Source organism: Bailinhaonella thermotolerans (assembly GCF_003594875.1).
GTDB lineage: Bacteria > Actinomycetota > Actinomycetes > Streptosporangiales > Streptosporangiaceae > Bailinhaonella > Bailinhaonella thermotolerans.
Genome location: NZ_QZEY01000009.1, coordinates 197,430 through 216,259 on the forward strand (window position 1 = coordinate 197,430; position 18,830 = coordinate 216,259).

Consider the following 18,830-nt stretch of genomic DNA (forward strand, 5'->3'; position numbering starts at 1 on the left):
GGGCGGCGCCCCGGGGGGTGCGCGGATGACGCTGACCGGGCGGACGGGGCTGCTGGCGGCGCTGGGCGCGCTCGTCGTGCTGTTCGTGCCGTGGCCGGGCACCGCGCTGCTGGTCGTCGAGGGGCTGCTGCTCCTCGGGGTGATCGCGGACCTGGCGCTGGCCGGGGCCGTGCGCCCCCTGCGGTTCCGGCGCGACGGGGAGCGCCTGGTGCGGCTCGGCGAGTCCGTCGAGGTCGGGCTGACCGTGGAGAACCCCGGGCGGCGGCGCGTGCGCGGGGTGCTGCGCGACGCGTGGGAGCCGAGCGCCGGGGGCGCGCCGCGCGTGCTCGAGGTGGACGTGCCCGGCGGCGAGCGACGGCGGGTCGTCACCCGGCTCACGCCGAGCCGCCGGGGCGACCGGGCGGCCGTCACCGTGACCGTGCGGTCGGTGGGGCCGCTGGGGCTCGCCGCGCGGCAGGGCGCGCACACCGTGCCGTGGACGGTGCGCGTGCTGCCGCCGTTCCACAGCCGCCGCCACCTGCCCGCGAAGCTGTCGCGGCTGCGGGAGATCGAGGGGCGGCACCCGTCGCTGGTGCGCGGGCAGGGCACCGAGTTCGACTCGCTGCGGGAGTACGTCATCGGCGACGACGTCCGCTCGATCGACTGGCGGGCCACCGCTCGCCGCGACGACGTCGTGGTCCGCACCTGGCGGCCGGAGCGGGACCGCCGCCTGCTGATCGTGCTGGACACCGGGCGCACCTCGGCCGGGCGCGTCGGCGACATCCCCCGCCTCGACTCCTCGATGGACGCGGCCCTGCTGCTCGCCGCCCTGGCCTCCCGCGCGGGCGACCGCGTGGACTTCCTGGCGCACGACCGGCAGGTCCGCGCCTGGATCCAGGGCGCCTCCCGCACCGACCTGCTGTCCTCGCTGGTCAACGCGATGGCGCCGATCGAGGCCGAGCTGGTCGAGGCGGACGGGGCCGCGATGGCCGCCGCCGTCCTCGCCCGGGCCAGGCACCGCTCCCTGGTCGTCCTGCTGACGGACCTCAACCCGACGTCCCTGGAGGAGGGCCTGCTGACGGTCCTCCCCTCCCTGACGGCCCGGCACCTGGTCCTCCTGGCCGCCGTGGCCGATCCGCGCGTCGCCGAGCTGGCCGGGGCCCGGGGCACCGCCGAGCGCGTCTACGACGCCGCCTCGGCCGAGCGCGCCCGTGCCGACCGCCGCCAGATCACGGCCGAGCTGCGCAGGCAGGGCGTCGAGGTCGTGGACGAGCCGCCGGACCGCCTGGCCCCCGCCCTCGCCGACGCCTACCTGGCCCTCAAGTCCGCCGGCCGCCTCTGAGTGGGTCGCCTCTGAGTGGGTCGGCTCTAAGCCGGCCGCCTCTGAGCGGTCCCGTTTCCCCGGGTCCGGGTCAGGCTCGGAAGGCCCTGAGGGTGAGGTCCACCAGGCTGTCGGCGTACTCCGGGGTCAGCGGACCTCCGCGGGTCAGCCAGCGCTGGTAGAAGGGCCCGTAGAGGAACTCCAGGAACAGGTCCAGGTCGATGTCCGGGGGGAGCTGGCCGGCGCGCTGGGCGCTGCGGAGGCGTTCGCGTTTGGCCTCGTCCACCGGGGCGGCCAGCTTCTCGTGGTACTGCCGCGCCAGCTCGGGGTCGTTGATGATCTCGGCGTTGAGGGCGCGGATGGGGGCCTCGAAGGCGGGGTCCGCGAACTCGGCGGCGGTCGCGCGCATCACGAGCTTGAGGTCGGCCGCGAGGTCGCCGGTGTCGGGGAGCGCCATGCCCTCGGCGCCCTCGCTCAGGGCGAGGAAGGAGTCGAAGATGACGGCGCCCCTGGACGGCCACCAGCGGTAGATCGTCTGCTTGCCGACCCCGGCGCGCGCGGCGATGGCCTCGATCGAGACCTTGGCGTAGCCGACCTCGGAGACCAGTTCGCGCGCGGCGGCCAGGATCGCCCGCCGCGAGCGTTCGCTGCGGCGCGCGGGATCGGGGCTCTTCGCTGCGGGCATGCGGGGAGGATAGCACCCACGAGACGAGACGTTCCGTCTTGACGGAACCCAGGATCCGGTGCATGCTTGCGGAGCAGCAACGAGACGGATCGTCTCGTCTCGTCGGAACCGCATGGAGGTGAGGCCCGTGTTCACTGGCCGAGTTTGGTTCATCACCGGGGCGTCCCGGGGCCTGGGCAGGGCCTTCACCGAGGCGGCGCTGGAGGCCGGGGACGCCGTCGTGGCCACGGCCCGGAACGTCGAGCCCCTCGCGGACCTCGCGGCGCGTTACCCGGCGACACTGCGCCCGATGCCGCTGGACGTCACCGACCGCGCGGCCGTGCGCGAGGTCGTGGACCGCGCGGCGGCGGCGTTCGGGCGGCTCGACATCGTGGTGAGCAACGCCGGCACGATGCTGCTCGGGATGCTGGAGGAGGTGACCGAGGAGCAGGTCCGGGCGCACCTCGACGTCAACCTCTTCGGCGCGATCTGGGTGGCCCAGGCCGCGATCCCGCATCTGCGGGCCCGGGGTTCGGGGCACCTCATCCTGGTCACCACCATGGGGACCGGCGGCGGCGTCGCCACCACGGGCCTGTACGCCGGGGGCAAGTCGGCGGTCGACTCCATCGGCCAGGCGCTGGCGATGGAGGTCGAGCCGTTCGGGGTCAAGGTGACCGTCGTCCAGCCCGGCGGGTACGACACCGGGCTGTTCACGTCGGGGCTGACCATGGCCGAGCCGATGCCGGAGTACGCCCCGCTGCGCGAGAGGCTGGCCGAGATGTGGGGCGACGACGCGGGTCCCGATCCCGCGACGGCCGCGCCCGTGCTGATGGAGCTGGTGGACCTGCCGGAGCCGCCGCTGCGGCTGATCGTGGGCGGCGCGTCCTACGACATGGTCCGGCAGATGAACGAGGCGCGCGCCGCCGAGTACCGCGCGTGGGAGCACCTCAGCCGCAAGGCCCCGGGCTGACCCACCGGCCGCGCCGGACGGCGGAAAGCGCGAGGCCCCGCGCCGTTCGCGACGGCGCGGGGCCTCTCCCCTGCTCAGGCCGTACGGCGTGGGCCGTTCGCGGGCTCAGGCCGTACGGCGTGGGCCTTCCGGCCGTACGGCGTCAGCGGGGGGCGATCGTGAGGGTCTGGGTCGCGGCGCGGGAGCCGTACGACCAGACGGAGAGGACGCCCGTGCGGCGGTCGAAGGAGGTGCGGACCTTGCCCGAGGCCGCGGTGACCTTGGCGCCGTTCGGGTAGAGGGCGGCGGGCAGCCAGACCTCGGCCGGGGCGCGCGTGGTGGGCTTCCAGCTCACGGTCAGCGTCTTGGCGGCGGCGTCGAAGGAGCCGCCGGCGGGGACGCCGGGGATCGCCCGGGCGTACGGCTGCGCGAGCACCTGGCCCATCGGGTTCAGGCGCTTGTCCCGCTCCCAGGGGCCGGTGCGCGACTCGTTGTTGGACCAGTACACGCCGCCGATGCCCATCTGGTTCATCACGTTGAGGACATCCGCGACGTACGCCCGGAAACCGGCGTTGTCGGCGTCGAGGAACCCGTGCTCTCCGAGCCAGATCGGCATCTTGAGCCGGGCGGCGTCCTGCTCGGCGTTCTTCCGCCACGACGCGACGGCGGCCTGGATCGCGGCCTTGCCCTCGCCCTCGTACGGCACGCCGCTGTCGAGCTCCAGCGGGTACAGGTGCGGCGCGTACGCCAGCCGCGACCCGCGCAGGGGCTGCAGGTGGGTGCGGTCGCCCCAGTTCACGCCCTCGGCGGTGCCCTCGACGAAGATCCAGTTGTCCCGGTCGTACCGGCGGATCGCGTCGATCATCCGCTGGTAGGCCGGGGTCAGCAGCTCCGCCTCGAACTTCGCGCGCTCGGTGCTCCCCCGGAACGGCTCGTTGAACAGGTCGTACCCGATCACGGCCGGGTCGTTCCCGAACCGCTTGGCCACGTGCGCCCAGGCCTTGACGTAGTGGTCCATCAGCTCGGGGTGCTTGCCGGTCGCGCCCCAGAGGTGGTCGAACGCGCGGACGACGCCCGGTTCGAGGTACGTCAGGATCCACGGGTCGCGCCGGACGATCGGCAGCCCGTCGGTGATCGTCGCCCACGCGGGGGCGCCGTTGCCGGTCGCGGCCTTGCCGTAGACGTCCTGGTGCATGTCCAGGACGACGTTGATGCCGTTCTTGCGGTACCAGCGCAGGCGTTCGGCGACCTTGTCCAGGTACGCGTCGTCGTACTTGCCCTTCTGCGGCTCGATGTGCTCCCAGTGGATCAGGTAGCGCACGACGTTGCTGCCGATCAGCTTCGCCTCGCGCGCCACGTCCTCCTTGGAGATCCAGGGCATGCCGTCCTCGGACCACTTGGAGTCGTCGGCGGTGTTCATGCCGCGCAGCACGAGCGTGCGGCCCTGGGCGTCGGTGATGTACGGCTGTCCGCCCACCGGCGGCCGGTGGCGCTCCGCCGGCGGCTCCGCGTATCTGGGCAGGTCAGGGGGCGGTGGCGCACCGGGGTCCGCGACAGCCGCGCCCGAAAGGGGTACGGCCAGCGCACCCGCGAGCGCCAGACCGGTGACGAAGGTACGGCGGAGCCGCATCGAACCTCCACACGAAGGGGGGAGAAACGTGAGAGAGATTCAGATATTAGGCGCGCGGGATCTCCCCACGGAAGACCCGGACGGCCTCCCGCCCCGATGTCACGAGATCGCGCGCTCCCGCGGCCTCGCGGCGATCACGCGGTTCTGGGCGCAGGGTGTGCGCGAGACCGCGTGAGCACGGCGAGAGGTGAGCGCCGCTCAGCTCACGGCCGGGCGTGCCCCGGCCCCTGCGGACCGGCCGCGAACCCAGGACCGCCGCCCGCGGGACCGGCGGCCGCGGGACCGCCGGGGGCGGGACCGGCGGGGGCCGGCGCTGAGCCGTACGGCGTGAGCCCGGCGGCGGACTGCGGAGCGGAACCGTACGGCGTGGACGCGGGGGTGTGCGGAGCGGGCGGCGGACCGTACGGGACGCCGGGCGCGGAGCCGTAGGGAGCAGGACCGGCGGGCGCGGAGCCGTACGGAGCAGGACCGCCGGGCGCGGAGCCGTACGGAGCGGGACCGCCGGGCGCGGAGCCGTACGGCGCGGGCGGTGTGGGGGCGGGGAGGCCGTAGCGCGGGAGGGGGGCCTGGGCCCGGCGCTGGAGGCGGCGTCGCTCCTGGAGGGCCAGGCGGTGTTCGGCGCGGCGGCGGCGTTCGGCGAGGACGGCCGACAGGTACGCGTGGGGCGGGACGCCCGGCGGGGGCGGCGGCGAGACGCGCTCGGCGACGGCGGAGGCCACGCGCGCGCCCATCTCCTCGCGGGTGAGCGGGCTCAGCTCGTGCCAGCGGGTGAGGTACTGCCGGGCGGTGTTGGCCAGGTCGTTCGACAGGCCGGACAGCTCCAGGGTGCCCGCCCAGGAGGCCAGGGCGGGCGGCATCGGCGGCGGGGGCTCGGCGCGCAGCGACATGCGGTCGGAGATCACGATGGTGCCGGCGAAGACGTCTCCGAGCCGCTTGCCGCGCCGGTTGACCAGCGAGGTGATCAGCGCGGGCGAGCCCCAGAACGCCCAGATCTCGACCAGCGTCGCCAGCCCGCGCACGAGCGCCTGCCGGAACCGCACCGGGCTCCCGTCGTCGCCGACCACGCGCAGGCCCAGGGCGAGCTTGCCCAGCGTGCGCCCTCGGCTGAGGGTCTCGAACGCCACCGGGTAGGCCACGATCACCAGGATCGAGAACACGAGCTGGATCACGAAGAAGAACGCCTCGTCGGTGACGTTCGCGACCAGGCCCAGGATCAGGCTCAGCGCGTAGAGCGCGGCGATCTGCGCGACCACGTCGATGAGCTGGGAGAGGGCGCGGGTCGCCAGCCCGGCGACGCGTACGTCGACGACGACGGCCTCACCGGTCACGACATCTGACACACCGTGAACCCTACCCTTTTCCCCTATCCTCGGCTTCGTGGACATCGACGCCTTCGTGGCAGCGCACCGGGCGAGCTGGGACAGGCTCGAACAGCTCGTCCGCCGTCGCCGCGAGCTGACCGGCGTCGAGGTGGACGAGCTGGTCGAGCTGTACCAGCGGGTCGCCACCCACCTGTCGATCGTGCGGTCGAGCACGACCGACGCCCTCCTCATCGGCCGCCTGTCGGCGCTGGTCGCGCGGGCGCGCTCGGCGGTGTCGGGGGCCCACGCGCCGGCCTGGCGGGAGTTCACGAGGTTCTTCACCTCGTCCTTCCCCGCCATGGCCTACTCCGTGGGCCGCTGGTGGCTGGGCGCGACGGCCGGCTTCATGATCGTCGCGGTCGCGGTGGCCTGGTGGATCGTGGGCAACCCCGAGGTGCAGAGCACGATCGCGACGCCGGAGGAGATCAAGCAGCTCGTCGAGCACGACTTCGCGGACTACTACTCCGAGCACCCGGCGCTGTCGTTCGCCGGGAAGGTGTGGGTGAACAACGCGTTCCTGGCGATCCAGACGGTGATGTACGCGCTGCTGCTCGGCATCCCGATCCCCTGGGTCCTCCTCCAGAACGCCCTGAACGTGGGCGTCTCGGGCGGGCTGATGATCGACCGGGGCCACGGCGACGTGTTCTTCGGCCTGATCACCCCGCACGGCCTGCTGGAGCTGACCGCGATCTTCCTGGCGGCGGGGGCGGGCATGCGCCTGGGCTGGACGGTGATCGACCCCGGCGGGAAGAGCCGCGGCCAGGCCCTCGCCGAGCAGGGCCGCGCCATGATGAACATCGCCCTCGGCATGATCCCGGTCCTGCTGATCTCCGGCCTGATCGAGGGCCTGGTCACCCCCTCCGGCCTGCCCACCTGGGCCCGCGTCGGCATCGGGGTCCTCGCCGAGGCCGCCTTCCTGGCCTACGTCGTCATCCTCGGCCGCCGCGCCCTCAGGGAAGGCGAGACCGGCGACATCGAGCAGGCCCCGGACATGGCCCCCGCCACCGGCTGACCCCCCAAGCCCCCTCCGGCCCCCCGCTGACTCCCCAAGCCCCAAGGGAGAAGGGTGAGGGCGCCCTGGGCGGGCGCCCTCACGGGCCGGGCTAGTGGGCGCCGGTGCCGGTGAGGGCACGGGCCTCCAGCTCGGCGTACTTCTCGCCGTTCTCGTCCTCGCGGCGGCCGGCCGTGAGCGAGCCCACGGCGGCGGCCAGGAAGCCGATCGGGATGGAGATGATGCCGGGGTTCTCCAGCGGGATCGGCGCGGCCGTGGTGCACGAGAAGAGGGCGGTCGGGTTGCCCACCTGCGTGGACGTCACCGGGACGCCGCACTTGGCGGCCTGCTCCGCGGTCAGCTTGGCCGCGGGCCGGGTCTCCGAGGCCCCGCCCCACGCCACCGGGCTGAGGAGCACGATCAGCACGGCGGACACGAGCCCGCCGTAGATGCCCCAGAGCGCCCCGCGCGTGTTGAACCGCTTCCAGAACAGCGAGAACAGGATCGCCGGCAGGTTCGCCGACGCCGCGATCGCGAACGCCAGCGCGACCAGGAACGCCACGTTGAGGCCGCGCGCGAAGATCGACAGGACGATCGCGACCGCGCCGATGCCCAGCGCGGCCAGCTTGGCCACCCGGACCTCGTCCTGCTCCGTGGCCTGCCCGCGCTTGATCACGTTGGCGTACAGGTCGTGGGAGAACGACGAGGAGGAGGCGAGCGTGAGCCCGGCGACCACCGCCAGGATCGTGGCGAACGCGACCGCCGCGATGAACGCCAGCAGGATCGACCCGCCGAACGAGCCCGCCCCGCCGCCCAGCACCTCGGCGAGCTGCGGCGCGGCGGTGTTGCCGCCCGGGTCGTTCTTCTTGATCGCGGCCCCGCCGACGAGCGCCGCCGCGCCGAAGCCGAGCGCGAGCGTCATCAGGTAGAACACGCCGATGAGCCCGATCGCCCAGGTCACCGACTTACGCGCGGCCCTCGCGTCGGGCACGGTGTAGAACCGGATGAGGATGTGCGGCAGGCCCGCCGTACCCAGGACGAGCGCGAGGCCCAGCGACAGCAGGTCGATCTTGCTCCAGCCGTCGGTGGCGCCGTAGCGCAGGCCGGGCTCCAGGAACGCCGAGCCCTTGCCCGAGGCCTGGGCCGCCGCGCCGAGCATCTCGGAGATGTTGAAGCCGTACTTGATCAGCACGAGCAGCGTCATCAGCCCGGCGCCGGTCATCAGCAGCACGGCCTTGACGATCTGGACCCAGGTCGTGCCCTTCATGCCGCCGACGGTCACATAGAAGATCATCAGCAGCCCGACCGCGACGATGACGATGATCTTCGGGCCCTCGCCGGTCACGCCGAGCAGCAGCGACACCAGCGCGCCCGCGCCCACCATCTGCGCGAGCAGGTAGAAGATCGACACGACGATCGTGGACACGCCCGCCGCCGTCCGCACCGGCCGCTGCCGCATGCGGAACGCCAGCACGTCGGCCATGGTGTACCGGCCCGAGTTCCGCAGCAGCTCCGCGACCAGCAGCAACGCCACGAGCCAGGCGACCAGGAAGCCGATGGAGTACAGGAAGCCGTCGTAGCCGAACAGCGCGATCAGGCCGGCGATGCCGAGGAAGGACGCCGCCGACATGTAGTCGCCGCCGATCGCCAGGCCGTTCTGCACTCCCGAGAACGACCGGCCCCCGGCGTAGAAGTCGGTGGCGGTCTTGGTACGGCGGGAGGCCCAGATCGTGATGTAGAGGGTGACCGCGACGAACACCGCGAACAGCCCGATGACCAGCGCCTGCTGGACACCTGTGCGCTCCTGGGCCCCGGTCAGGGCGAGCACGTCCGTCACTTGGCCCCCTCCGCCGACTCACGCAGCTCGGTGGCCAGCGGGTCGAGGCGCCGCTCGGCGTACCGGCCGTACCACCAGGCGATCAGGAACGTGGTGACGAACTGGAGCAGGCCGAACACCAGCGCGACGTTGATGTTGCCGAACAACTTGGTCGACATGAACCCGCGCGCGTACGCGGACAGGACGACGTAGAGCAGGTACCAGAGGAGGAAGGCCACGGTCATGGGGAACGCGAAGCGGCGGAACCGGCTTCGGAGCTCGGCGAAACGGGGGTCGCTCGTCAGCCCGCCGGCCCCGCTGCTCACGGGGGTGTGGGACATGCGCTGTGCTACCTCTTTCGTAGTGACCTGAATCACTTTCGAACGAGGCTATGGGCCTGGCGGTTGATCGTCTAGGACTTGACGCATTCAGGAGCCGTGACGCCAGGAACGGAGGTATTCCTCCTGCTCGGGCGTCAGCACGTCGATGTCGCGGCCCATGGAGGCCAGCTTGAGCCGCGCCACCTCCGCGTCGATGTCCGGCGGCACGTCGTAGACGCCCGCGACCAGCCGCTCCCCCGTCAGCCACGCGACGGTGAGCGCCTGCGCGGCGAAGGACATGTCCATCACCGCGGCCGGGTGCCCCTCGCCGGCGGTGAGGTTGACCAGCCGGCCCTCCGCGAGCAGCAGCAGCCGCCGCCCGTCGGGCAGCACGTAGCAGTCGGTGTGCGGGCGTACGTCGGGGACGACCTCGACCGCCATGTCGTGGAGCGCGCGCACGTCCACCTCGACGTCGAAGTGCCCGGCGTTGGCCAGGATCGCGCCGTCCTTCATCAGCGCCATGTGCTCGGCCCGGACCACGTCGCGGTTGCCGGTGACCGTGATGAACACGTCGCCCCGGGCCGCCGCCTCGGCCATCGGCGTCACGGCGTACCCCTGCAGGGTCGCCTCCAGCGCCTTGACCGGGTCGATCTCGGTCACGACCACCTGCGCGCCGAGGCCCTTGGCCCGCTCGGCCACCCCGCGCCCGCAGTACCCGAACCCGGCGATCACCACGGTCTTGCCCGCGAGGAGGGTGTTCGTGGCCCGCATGATCCCGTCGAGGGTGGACTGGCCGGTGCCGTACCGGTTGTCGAACAGCCGCTTGGTCTGCGTGTCGTTCACCGCGACCATGGGGAACCCGAGGGCGTCCTCGCGGGCCATCTGCCGCAGCCGGATCACCCCGGTGGTGGTCTCCTCGCAGCCCGCGCGGATCGACTGGAGCAGCTCGACCCGCTCGGTGTGCACGGTGTTCACCAGGTCGCAGCCGTCGTCGAGCACCAGGTCCGGCACCAGGTCGAGCGCGCGGTGGATGTGCGCGTAGTACCCGTCCCGGTCCACGCCCGCCCTGGCGTACACCGCGATGCCGTACTCCAGCGCGAGCGCGGCGGCGGTGTCGTCCTGGGTGGACAGCGGGTTGGAGGCGGCCAGCGAGATCCGCGCCCCCGCGGCCTGGAGCGTGCGCAGCAGGTTCGCGGTCTCGGTGGTGACGTGCAGGCAGGCGGCGATCCGCACGTCCTCCAGCGGGCGCTCGGCGGCGAACCGGTCGCGGATCGCGCCGAGCACCGGCATGGAGCGCGCGGCCCACTCGATGCGCCGGACCCCGGACTCGGCGAGCCCGGGGTCCGCGATGTCGTACGGCATGAGCCCTCGGCCGCCCGTGGATCAGTACCGGTAGTGGTCCGACTTGTACGGGCCCTCGACGTCCACGCCGATGTACTCGGCCTGCTGCTTGGTCAGCGTGGTCAGCTTGACGCCGAGCGCGTCCAGGTGCAGGCGGGCGACCTTCTCGTCCAGGTGCTTGGGCAGCGTGTAGACGCCCAGGGGGTACTGGTCGGTCTTGGTGAACAGCTCGATCTGCGCGATCACCTGGTTGGTGAAGGAGTTGGACATGACGAACGAGGGGTGGCCGGTGGCGCAGCCCAGGTTCATGAGGCGGCCCTCGGCGAGCACGATGATGGAGTGGCCGTCGGGGAAGGTCCAGGTGTGGACCTGCGGCTTGACCTCCTCCTTCACGATGCCCTCGATCTTGGCCAGGCCGGCCATGTCGATCTCGTTGTCGAAGTGGCCGATGTTGGACACGATGGCCTGGTGCTTCATCCGGGCCATGTGGTCGGCCGTGATGATGTTGAAGTTGCCGGTGGCGGTGACGAAGATGTCGGCCTGGTCCACGACCTCGTCGAGGGTGGTGACCTGGTAGCCGTCCATCGCGGCCTGGAGCGCGCAGATCGGGTCGATCTCGGTGACGATCACGCGGGCGCCCTGGCCGCGCAGCGCCTCGGCGCAGCCCTTGCCGACGTCGCCGTAACCGCAGACCACGGCCACCTTGCCGCCGATCAGCACGTCGGTGGCGCGGTTGAGGCCGTCGATCACCGAGTGGCGGCAGCCGTACTTGTTGTCGAACTTGGACTTGGTGACCGAGTCGTTGACGTTGATCGCCGGGAAGCGCAGGGTGCCGTTCTTCGCCATCTCGTAGAGGCGGTGCACGCCGGTCGTGGTCTCCTCGGTGACGCCCTTGATGCCGTCGGCGATCCGGGTCCACACCTTGTCGCCGTTCACCGTGCGGCGGAGCAGGTCGAGGATGACCTTCCACTCCTCCGGGTCGTCCTCGGAGGCGGTCGGCACGACGCCGGTGGCCTCGTACTCGGCGCCCTTGTGGACGAGCAGGGTGGCGTCGCCGCCGTCGTCGAGGATCATGTTGGGGCCGTCACCGCCGGGCCACATGAGGGCCTGCTCGGTGCACCACCAGTACTCCTCCAGGGTCTCGCCCTTCCAGGCGAAGACCGGGACACCCTGGGGGTCCTCCGGGGTGCCGTTCGGGCCCACGACGACCGCGGCCGCCGCGTGGTCCTGGGTGGAGAAGATGTTGCAGCTCACCCAGCGCACCTCGGCGCCCAGCGCGACCAGGGTCTCGATGAGGACCGCGGTCTGGATCGTCATGTGCAGGGAGCCCATGATCTTGGCGCCCTTCAGCGGCTGGGCCTCGGCGTATTCACGGCGCACCGCCATCAGGCCGGGCATCTCGTGCTCGGCGAGCTGGATCTCCTTGCGCCCGAAGGCCGCGAGCGAAAGGTCGGCGACCTTGAAGTCCATGAATCGTCTCCTCGATGAAGGCTGGGTTCGCCTGAAGTCTAGGTCGGCCAGTCTCCTCCACACGACCCGGGGCAGACGAATCTGACGGAAGAATGTCAGAATAGGTGAGTCCTGGGTCGAACAGTGTGAGAATCGGCCGCATGCGCATCACGGAAGCCGCCCGCAGACTCGGTATCTCGCCCCGCATGCTGCGGTACCGCGAGACCCTCGGCCTGCTTCCGCCCACACGCGAACACGGCGCCCACCGGCGCTTCGGCGAGGCCGAGCTCGACGCCGTCCGCCACGGCCTCGCCCTGGAGAAGCGCTTCGACGTCACCCCCGCCGAGCTCGCCTTCGCCCTGCGCGCCCTCTCCGAGCCCGACGTCGCGCTGGCCGTACGCGACCTGGGCCGGCGCATCGGCCGCATCGTCGAGCCCCAGCGCCGCGCCCTCGACTTCGAGAAGGAGAAGGCCCTCCGCCTCCTCCGGCCCGCCCCGGGAACCGGAAACCCCTGAGGATCGCCGCGCGGGCTCACGCGCCGCCCCCGGCTCACACGCCGCGCGGGCTCACACGACGTCTCGGCTCGGGCGACACCCCGGCTCACCCCCCGTCCCGGCTCGGGCGACACCCCGGCTCAGGCGTCGCCCCGGCTCGTACGGCGCCGCGGTCCCCGTCTCCGCGGTTCAGACGACGCCGTTCGCCCTGAGGACGCGGAGGTTGCGGACGGTGATGTGGCCGCGCCAGTCGAGGAGGGCGGCGGGAGAGTAGGAGTGCCAGTCCACGTCCCAGCCGCCGTCGGCGAGAAGGCCGGAGGACAGCCGGTCGAGGTCGGCGGCCACCGCCGCGGGGTCGAGGAGGTCGCGGACGGGACCGCCGGGGTGCGGGGCGAAGTCCAGGGGGCGCATGTACTCGTCCTCCTTGCCCCCCGCCACGTGGAGCATGCCGCTCTCGGGGATGAGGCGCGCGAGCCGGTCGAGGAGGCCGGCCGCCTCCGGATACCGGTCGTGGATCTCGCCGAGCAGCCGGATCGTGTACGCGATGACGAGCGCGTGGGCGTCCTCGCCGAGCCCGGCGGCCGCCTCCAGGCAGTAGCGGGCCGCCCTCTCCAGCCACGGGTGCGCCGCCACCGCCGGGTCGTGCCTGGCGACGCGCTGGGCCTGGCCGAGGACGACCGCGGTGATCTGGAGGGACGACACGCCGGAGTCGGCGTCCGCCCAGAAGGGGGCGCAGCCGGCCCGGTTCGTGACCGGCAGGGCGAACGGCACTCCCCCGTCGGGCAGCGTCACCGAGTCGAGCCAGTCGCACAGCGCGGCGGCCTGGGGCGCGGTCGCGGGCGCGATGTCCTCGAACACCTCGAAGGCGTGCAGGGCGGCCCCCGGCTGGCTCTCGGGCGAGCGCAGGTCCGGCTCCAGGCCCCAGCCGTAGCCGCCGTCGGCGTTCCGGTACGCCTCCAGCGCCGCCACCGACGCCGCCGCGTCGCCCTCTCCGACGAGGAACTGGAACCGGCGGCGGTCCAGCACCCGCGCGTGGGTCGCCATGAACTCCGCCACCGCGCCGAGATCGATGTCCATGGCACCACCCTGCCCGGCGCGCCCTTCTCCAGTCTTGGACATTCCGGTCACCGGCATCGCTCGTGGGAGTGACGACATCGAGACGGCGCTTGCCGACAATGGCCCGTACGCACCTTTCTGAGCAGCTGGATCAGGCCCAGCGGCGTCTCTCGTCCGAGGGCGTGCGCCGGGCGCTGGAGTCGCTCGGCGCCGACATCGCGGTGGCCGCGTTCGTCGCCCTGGTCAACCTGGGCCAGCTCCACGACCACGGACTCCCCGCGCTCGGCCTGTCCCTGGTCGCCTCCGCCGCGCTGGTCGCGCGGCGCCGCCACCACTGGGCCGTGTTCGGGCTGACCGCGGCGATCACGCCGGTGGTGCCGCTCGGCGCGCATCTCCCCCTGAACGGCCCGCACGGCCTCTACCTCGCGACCGCGGTCTCGTGGTACGGCGTGCTGCGGCGGTGGAGCGGCGGACGGCCTGGACGCTGAGCGGGCTGGCCGTCGTGACGCTGCTCGGCGTCATCGTCCTGGCCCTGATGCTCCAGGTGGTGGCCGCGCCGACGCCGCTCCTCGGCATCGGCCTGGTCGAGCTTCTCTTCCCCGCGCTCGGCGCCGTGGTCATCGTCGCGCTCGCGGCGGACGTCCTGCGGAGCCGTACCGAGCTCACCCAGGTGCGGACGGACAGCCGGGAGTGCGCCTGCACGCGCCCGGCGCCCGTGTGTCGATCGAGCCGGCCTACCGCCCGACCCTGCTCGCGATCCGCGTCGCCGACGACGGCGGCCGCCCGGGTACGGCTCCCGCCCGCGCGGCCGCCGCCGGGGGCGCGGAGACCGCCGCCGGGGACGCGGGCGCGAGCCGTACCGGGGAGGCCGGGAGTGCCGGCGACGGCTCCCGGCTCGGGGCGGGCGCCCGGGAGGGGCACGGGCTGGTCGGGATGCGGGAGCGGGCGCCGGCGCTCGGCGGGTGGTTCTCCGCGGGGCCCCGGCCGGACGGCGGGTTCCTCGTGCACGCGGGGCTGCCGACCGAATGAACGCGATGATCAGGGTGCTCCTGGCGGACGACCAGCCGGTGGTGCGCAAGGGCTTCGCCGGGCCTCGTCCGCCCCCGCCTGACCCGCCCGCCCCTCCTCCGGCCCCCGCCTCACGGCCCCAGGCAGGGCCGGGCACGCCCGGGGGCGGACGCCGAAGCCCGGCCGTGACCGGCACGACCGGGCTTCCGGTGAGAAGGCGTCAGGCGGAGTGCGGGGCGCCGGTGGTGGACGCCTCGGCCGCCTCCGTGTGGCGGTAGATGTCGGGTTCCAGGTAGATGACCCGGGCGATCGGGACCTCCTGGCGGATGCGCTTCTCGGCGCTGTCGATGGCGCGGGCGATGTCGGAGGCCCGGTCCTCGTGGTTGACCGCGATCTTGGCGGCGACCAGCAGCTCCTCGGGGCCGAGGTGCAGGGTGCGCAGGTGGATGACGCGGTCCACCTCGGGCGTGGACTCCAGCGTCCGGCAGATCTTCTCCTCCATCTCCACGTCGGCGCTCTCACCGATCAGGAGGGACTTCATCTCCACCGCGAGCACGACCGCGATGACGGCCAGCAGCACGCCGATCATGATGGTGCCGACGCCGTCCCAGACGTGGTTCCCCGTGATCATGGTCATCACGACGCCGAACAGCGCGAAGATCAGACCGAGCAGCGCGCCGAGGTCCTCCAGGACGATGACCGGCAGCTCGGGCGACTTGGAGCGGCGGATGAAGGCCACCCAGCCCTGCTTGCCGCGGACCGCGTTCGACTCCTTGATCGCCGTGCGGAACGAGAACGACTCGGCGATGATCGCGAAGACCAGGACCCCGACGGCCCACCAGAGCGAGGAGTTGTCCTCCTTGCCGGCGTGCTGCGCGTGGGAGATCTTCTCGTAGCCCTCGTAGAGCGAGAACAGCGCGCCGACCGTGAACAGCACGACCGCGACCACGAACGCCCAGAAGTACCGCTCACGGCCGTACCCGAACGGGTGGGCCCGCGTGCTCGCCCGCGCCGCCCGCTTGCCGCCGAACAACAGCAGCGCCTGGTTGCCTGAGTCGGCCACCGAGTGGATGGACTCGGCGATCATCGAGGAGGAGCCCGTGAAGAGGAAGGCGACGAACTTGGCCGCGGCGATCGACAGGTTCGCCAGCAAGGCGGCGATGATCGCCTTGGTCCCGCCACTTGCGCTCAACGTGGTCCTCCTACTGATTCGAGCAAAGGTCGAGCGAGTCCGGCATCCGGTGCCGGATCAGAATTCTCGCGCAATTTCGGCCTTGAGTTCCTCGATGGCCGAAACGGGGGTCGGGTCGAGGGAGTACCCCAAAGCCAGATAGACACTCGCGTAGTCGGCGAGCCCCACGGCCGTCGCCAGCCGCTCCAGCGGGCTCAGCCCCTCGGCGGCGATCTCGCTCACCCGCACGCCGCGCTCCTCCGCCAGCGCCACGGCGACCTCGCGCCGCCGCGCGACCCGGGGGTGCTCGTCCGCGTCGCGCACCATGACCAGGCGCATGCGTACGGACTCCTCGTCGGCGAAGACGTCGCGCCGGGCGAGCGGGCCGTCGAGGGCGACGATCTGGTTGTGCCCGGCCTCGGGCAGCTCGCCGTGCACCGCGGGGTACTTGGCGTTCTCGTTGAGCTGGCAGGCCAGGCGGTAGGCCACGGTGGCGGTGAGCGGGGAGGTGCCCCAGATCATCGGGACGGTCCCGGCCAGCTCCAGCGCCAGGGTCTTGCCCGGGTTGATGAACGACTCGCTGCCCGGCCGGCACCGGTGCGCGATGTCCTCCAGCACCTTCGCGGCGGCCTCGTAGCCGTCCGGCCCGACCTTGGCCAGGCCCAGCGCCTCCGCCGCCACGATCAGCGGGATGGTCAGCCCCCACAGCGTCGCCCGGGGCTGCCCGGCGGCGGCCTCCACGGCCACGAACGGCGCGGACGCCTGCACGGCGATGTCATGCAGCGGCGAGCCCGCGGCGCCCACCGCGACCAGCGACGCGCCCCGCCGCACCGCCTCGGTGGCGGCGGCCAGGGTCTCCTCGGTCCGGCCCGAGCACGAGACGGCGAACACCAGGTCGGCGGCGCCGACCCAGCCGGGCAGCCGGTGCGACCGGACGGTCGCGATCGGGACCGGGCAGCCGTTCCCGCAGATCGCCGCGAGCACGTCGCCCGCGATCCCCGAGCCGCCCATCCCGGCGACCACGATCGCCCGGGGCCGTCCCCGCAGGCCGGGCAGCCCGGCCTCGCCGGACGCGCGGAACGCCTCGCGCACCTGCCTTGCGGAGGAGGCGACGGCGCGCAGCATCCCCGACGGGTCGCCCGCCTCCAGGGCCGCCGCGTCGTCCAGGCGGTCCGGGTCGAACTCCGGCGAAGGCGTCGTCACCGCTTGCGGGCTTCGTCGACGAGCAGCACCGGGATGTCGTCGCGCACCGGGTAGATCAGGCCGCACTCGGCGTTCGTGCACTCCAGTTCGTCGGCCCCGTCGGCGGGACGCAGCGCGGAGCGGCAGTTCGGGCAGGCCAGGATCTCCAGCAGCCAGGTATCGATCTTCACTAGTCCACCTCTCGGACGATCGCCAGCACCTCGTCGCGCAGCGACGCCATCGTCGGCTCGTCGGACGCCTCGGCGTTCAGCCGGAGCAGCGGTTCGGTGTTGGACGGACGCAGATTGAACCACCGGTCGCCGAAGTGCACGGTGAGCCCGTCCATCTCGTCCAGCGTCACGCCGGGGCGGCCGGCGTACGCCGTACGGACGCGGTCGAGCGCGGCGGCCTGGTCGGCCACCTCGCTGTTGATCTCGCCGGAGGCGGAGTAGCGGGCGTAGCCGGAGATCATCTCCGACAGCGGCCCGTCCTGCTCCCCCAGAGCGGCCAGCACGTGCATCGCCGCGAGCATCCCCGTGTCGGCGAACCAGAAGTCCCGGAAGTAGTAGTGGGCGGAGTGCTCCCCGCCGAAGACCGCGTCGTTCTCGGCCATCTTCTGCTTGATGAACGAGTGCCCGACGCGCGTGCGCACCGGGACGCCGCCGTGCTCGAGCACGATCTCGGGCACCGCGAGCGACGTGATCAGGTTGTGGATGATCGTCCCGCCGGGGCTCTTCGCCAGCTCCCGGGTCGCGATCAGCGCGGTGATCGCGCTCGGCGACACCGACTGGCCGCGCTCGTCCACCACCCAGCAGCGGTCGGCGTCGCCGTCGAAGGCGAGCCCCAGGTCCGCCCCGTGCGTGATCACGGCCTTCTGGAGGTCCACGAGGTTCGCCGGCTCCAGCGGGTTCGCCTCGTGGTTGGGGAACGTGCCGTCCAGCTCGAAGTACAGCGGCACCACGTCGAGCGGCAGCCCCGCGAAGACCGCGGGCACCGTGTGCCCGGCCATGCCGTTCCCGGCGTCCACGACCACCTTGAGCCTGCGGATGCCGCGCAGGTCCACCAGCGAGCGCAGGTGCTCGGCGTATCCCGCGAGGACGTCCCGCCGCGTCACGGTCCCGGGCGCGCCGGAGTGCGGCGGGACGCCCGCCGCGGCCAGGTCGCGGATCTCGGCCAGGCCGGTCTCCTGCCCGATGGGGACGGCGCCGGCGCGGCACATCTTGACGCCGTTGTACTTGGCGGGGTTGTGGCTCGCGGTGAACATCGCGCCGGGCAGGCCCAGGCTGCCGCTGGCGTAGTAGAGCATGTCGGTGGAGCCGAGGCCCGCGTCGACCACGTCGGCGCCCTGGCTCGTGACGCCCTCGGCGAACCTCGCGGCCAGCACGGGGGACGAGTCGCGCATGTCGTGGGCGACGACGACGGTCTTCGCTCCGGTCACCCTGGCGAACGCGGCGCCGACGGCCCGCGCGAGGTCCTCGTCGAGCTCGTCGGGGACGACGCCTCGGATGTCATACGCCTTGAAGATCTTGGCGAGGTCGCCCACTCCTGCTCCGCTCTGGTCCGCGCTCACGTCTGCGGGTCGGCACGCGGCCGCCCGCGACCGAGCCTACCGGGGATCGTCCCCCTCAGCCGTCTTCGCCCGGCTCGCGCCGCTGGTCGCGTTGCTCCCGCTGGCTCGTCGCCGACCGCAGGACACGCAGGTGGCCGCGCCGCCCGACCTCGACGCCCTGGCCCACCGGCTCCGTGCCCCGCCCCGGCACCGGACGCGCCGCCTCGCGTACGGCGTTCGCGAGCGCCTCCAGGTCGTCGGTGCTCGGCTGGCCGCCCGCCTCGGTGGGCAGGCGCACGACCTCCCAGCCGCGCGGCGCGGTCAGCCGCTCGGCGTGTTCGGCGCACAGGTCGTAGCAGTGCGGCTCGACGTACGCGGCCAACGGTCCGAGCACGGCCGTGGAGTCGGCGTAGACGTACGTGAGCGTGAAGACAGCCGGCTGACTGCAGGCGGTTCGGGAGCAGGCACGGACGGGGCTCACGGAGGGACCGTATCCGGTCCCGATGACCAATGCCACCACCAGTGGCACTCTTAAACGATCGTGTCGCC

At 72.7% G+C, this 18,830-nt stretch carries 19 protein-coding genes; 6 read left to right on the plus strand and 13 right to left on the minus strand.

Going from position 1 to position 18,830, the window contains the following annotated elements; genetic code table 11:
- Positions 1–25: 25 nt before the first annotated feature.
- On the plus strand, positions 26–1,321 hold the full coding sequence (locus D5H75_RS23155) for a DUF58 domain-containing protein (RefSeq protein ID WP_119928613.1): 1,296 nt from the start codon (positions 26–28) through the stop codon (positions 1,319–1,321).
- Between the two features lie 70 nt (positions 1,322–1,391).
- Here D5H75_RS23155 and D5H75_RS23160 read toward each other — a convergent pair whose 3' ends face one another.
- Complete coding sequence (locus tag D5H75_RS23160; RefSeq protein WP_119928614.1) at positions 1,392–1,985, minus strand: TetR/AcrR family transcriptional regulator; 594 nt, start codon at positions 1,983–1,985, stop codon at positions 1,392–1,394.
- Positions 1,986–2,112: 127 nt separating this feature from the next.
- Here D5H75_RS23160 and D5H75_RS23165 point away from each other — a divergent pair, with 127 nt between their 5' ends.
- On the plus strand, positions 2,113–2,934 hold the full coding sequence (locus tag D5H75_RS23165) for an SDR family NAD(P)-dependent oxidoreductase (RefSeq protein WP_242454451.1): 822 nt from the start codon (positions 2,113–2,115) through the stop codon (positions 2,932–2,934).
- Positions 2,935–3,076: 142 nt separating this feature from the next.
- Here D5H75_RS23165 and D5H75_RS23170 read toward each other — a convergent pair whose 3' ends face one another.
- Both D5H75_RS23170 and D5H75_RS23180 read right to left on the minus strand, forming a co-directional pair.
- Entirely contained in the window at positions 3,077–4,543 is a 1,467-nt protein-coding gene (locus D5H75_RS23170; RefSeq protein WP_119928615.1) for a cellulase family glycosylhydrolase, read from the minus strand.
- 203 nt (positions 4,544–4,746) lie between these two features.
- Complete coding sequence (locus D5H75_RS23180) at positions 4,747–5,883, minus strand: RDD family protein (RefSeq protein ID WP_242454452.1); 1,137 nt, start codon at positions 5,881–5,883, stop codon at positions 4,747–4,749.
- 37 nt (positions 5,884–5,920) lie between these two features.
- On the opposite strand from D5H75_RS23180, the gene D5H75_RS23185 reads away from it, so the two are divergent.
- Positions 5,921–6,916: a stage II sporulation protein M gene (locus tag D5H75_RS23185; protein WP_119928616.1), complete on the plus strand. Its 996-nt coding sequence runs from the start codon at positions 5,921–5,923 to the stop codon at positions 6,914–6,916.
- A 91-nt stretch (positions 6,917–7,007) separates the two neighbouring features.
- On the opposite strand, the gene D5H75_RS23190 is transcribed toward D5H75_RS23185, so the two are convergent.
- The 4 genes from D5H75_RS23190 to ahcY form a co-directional block, all read right to left on the minus strand.
- Positions 7,008–8,723, minus strand: a complete 1,716-nt coding sequence (locus tag D5H75_RS23190) for a solute symporter family protein (protein WP_242454463.1) — start codon at positions 8,721–8,723, stop codon at positions 7,008–7,010.
- 5 nt (positions 8,724–8,728) lie between these two features.
- Positions 8,729–9,052 carry a DUF485 domain-containing protein gene (locus D5H75_RS23195; protein WP_119928618.1) on the minus strand — a complete coding sequence of 108 codons (324 nt, stop codon included), beginning with the start codon at positions 9,050–9,052 and terminating at the stop codon, positions 8,729–8,731.
- A gap of 87 nt (positions 9,053–9,139) precedes the next feature.
- On the minus strand, positions 9,140–10,393 hold the full coding sequence (locus D5H75_RS23200; protein WP_119928619.1) for an adenosylhomocysteinase: 1,254 nt from the start codon (positions 10,391–10,393) through the stop codon (positions 9,140–9,142).
- A 21-nt stretch (positions 10,394–10,414) separates the two neighbouring features.
- Positions 10,415–11,842 (minus strand): adenosylhomocysteinase, encoded by a 1,428-nt coding sequence (gene ahcY, locus D5H75_RS23205; RefSeq protein ID WP_119928620.1) that lies wholly within the window; start codon positions 11,840–11,842, stop codon positions 10,415–10,417.
- Between the two features lie 140 nt (positions 11,843–11,982).
- Here ahcY and D5H75_RS23210 point away from each other — a divergent pair, with 140 nt between their 5' ends.
- On the plus strand, positions 11,983–12,336 hold the full coding sequence (locus tag D5H75_RS23210) for a MerR family DNA-binding transcriptional regulator (RefSeq protein WP_119928621.1): 354 nt from the start codon (positions 11,983–11,985) through the stop codon (positions 12,334–12,336).
- 168 nt (positions 12,337–12,504) lie between these two features.
- On the opposite strand, the gene D5H75_RS23215 is transcribed toward D5H75_RS23210, so the two are convergent.
- Entirely contained in the window at positions 12,505–13,392 is an 888-nt protein-coding gene (locus D5H75_RS23215) for a hypothetical protein (protein WP_119928622.1), read from the minus strand.
- 161 nt (positions 13,393–13,553) lie between these two features.
- On the opposite strand from D5H75_RS23215, the gene D5H75_RS23220 reads away from it, so the two are divergent.
- Positions 13,554–13,859 (plus strand): hypothetical protein, encoded by a 306-nt coding sequence (locus D5H75_RS23220; protein WP_119928623.1) that lies wholly within the window; start codon positions 13,554–13,556, stop codon positions 13,857–13,859.
- Between the two features lie 229 nt (positions 13,860–14,088).
- A complete protein-coding gene (locus tag D5H75_RS23225) occupies positions 14,089–14,400 on the plus strand; it encodes a hypothetical protein (RefSeq protein WP_147425257.1) in 312 nt (103 codons plus the stop codon).
- Between the two features lie 199 nt (positions 14,401–14,599).
- Here D5H75_RS23225 and D5H75_RS23230 read toward each other — a convergent pair whose 3' ends face one another.
- The 5 genes from D5H75_RS23230 to D5H75_RS23250 form a co-directional block, all read right to left on the minus strand.
- Positions 14,600–15,571, minus strand: coding sequence for a cation diffusion facilitator family transporter (locus D5H75_RS23230; protein WP_119928625.1), 972 nt, complete (start codon positions 15,569–15,571; stop codon positions 14,600–14,602).
- A gap of 57 nt (positions 15,572–15,628) precedes the next feature.
- Positions 15,629–16,753, minus strand: a complete 1,125-nt coding sequence (locus D5H75_RS23235) for a bifunctional phosphoglucose/phosphomannose isomerase (RefSeq protein ID WP_242454453.1) — start codon at positions 16,751–16,753, stop codon at positions 15,629–15,631.
- On the minus strand, positions 16,750–16,923 hold the full coding sequence (locus D5H75_RS23240; RefSeq protein ID WP_119928626.1) for a Trm112 family protein: 174 nt from the start codon (positions 16,921–16,923) through the stop codon (positions 16,750–16,752). The genes D5H75_RS23235 and D5H75_RS23240 overlap by 4 nt, the downstream gene beginning before the upstream one ends.
- The gene (locus tag D5H75_RS23245) at positions 16,923–18,275 is read right to left on the minus strand and encodes a phosphomannomutase/phosphoglucomutase (RefSeq protein ID WP_119928627.1); all 1,353 of its coding nucleotides are present in this window, start codon (positions 18,273–18,275) and stop codon (positions 16,923–16,925) included. The genes D5H75_RS23240 and D5H75_RS23245 overlap by 1 nt, the downstream gene beginning before the upstream one ends.
- A gap of 82 nt (positions 18,276–18,357) precedes the next feature.
- Positions 18,358–18,762 carry a DUF3499 domain-containing protein gene (locus tag D5H75_RS23250; protein WP_119928702.1) on the minus strand — a complete coding sequence of 135 codons (405 nt, stop codon included), beginning with the start codon at positions 18,760–18,762 and terminating at the stop codon, positions 18,358–18,360.
- Positions 18,763–18,830: the final 68 nt, after the last annotated feature.

Excerpts from the sequence above, each read along its gene's own strand:
- D5H75_RS23155 (WP_119928613.1), top strand. The coding sequence starts at position 26 with ATGACGCTGACCGGGCGGACGGGGCTGCTGGCGGCGCTGGGCGCGCTC.
- D5H75_RS23160 (WP_119928614.1), bottom strand. The coding sequence starts at position 1,985 with ATGCCCGCAGCGAAGAGCCCCGATCCCGCGCGCCGCAGCGAACGCTCG.
- D5H75_RS23170 (WP_119928615.1), bottom strand. The coding sequence starts at position 4,543 with ATGCGGCTCCGCCGTACCTTCGTCACCGGTCTGGCGCTCGCGGGTGCG.
- D5H75_RS23195 (WP_119928618.1), bottom strand. The coding sequence starts at position 9,052 with ATGTCCCACACCCCCGTGAGCAGCGGGGCCGGCGGGCTGACGAGCGAC.
- D5H75_RS23200 (WP_119928619.1), bottom strand. The coding sequence starts at position 10,393 with ATGCCGTACGACATCGCGGACCCCGGGCTCGCCGAGTCCGGGGTCCGG.
- ahcY (WP_119928620.1), bottom strand. The coding sequence starts at position 11,842 with ATGGACTTCAAGGTCGCCGACCTTTCGCTCGCGGCCTTCGGGCGCAAG.
- D5H75_RS23210 (WP_119928621.1), top strand. The coding sequence starts at position 11,983 with ATGCGCATCACGGAAGCCGCCCGCAGACTCGGTATCTCGCCCCGCATG.
- D5H75_RS23215 (WP_119928622.1), bottom strand. The coding sequence starts at position 13,392 with ATGGACATCGATCTCGGCGCGGTGGCGGAGTTCATGGCGACCCACGCG.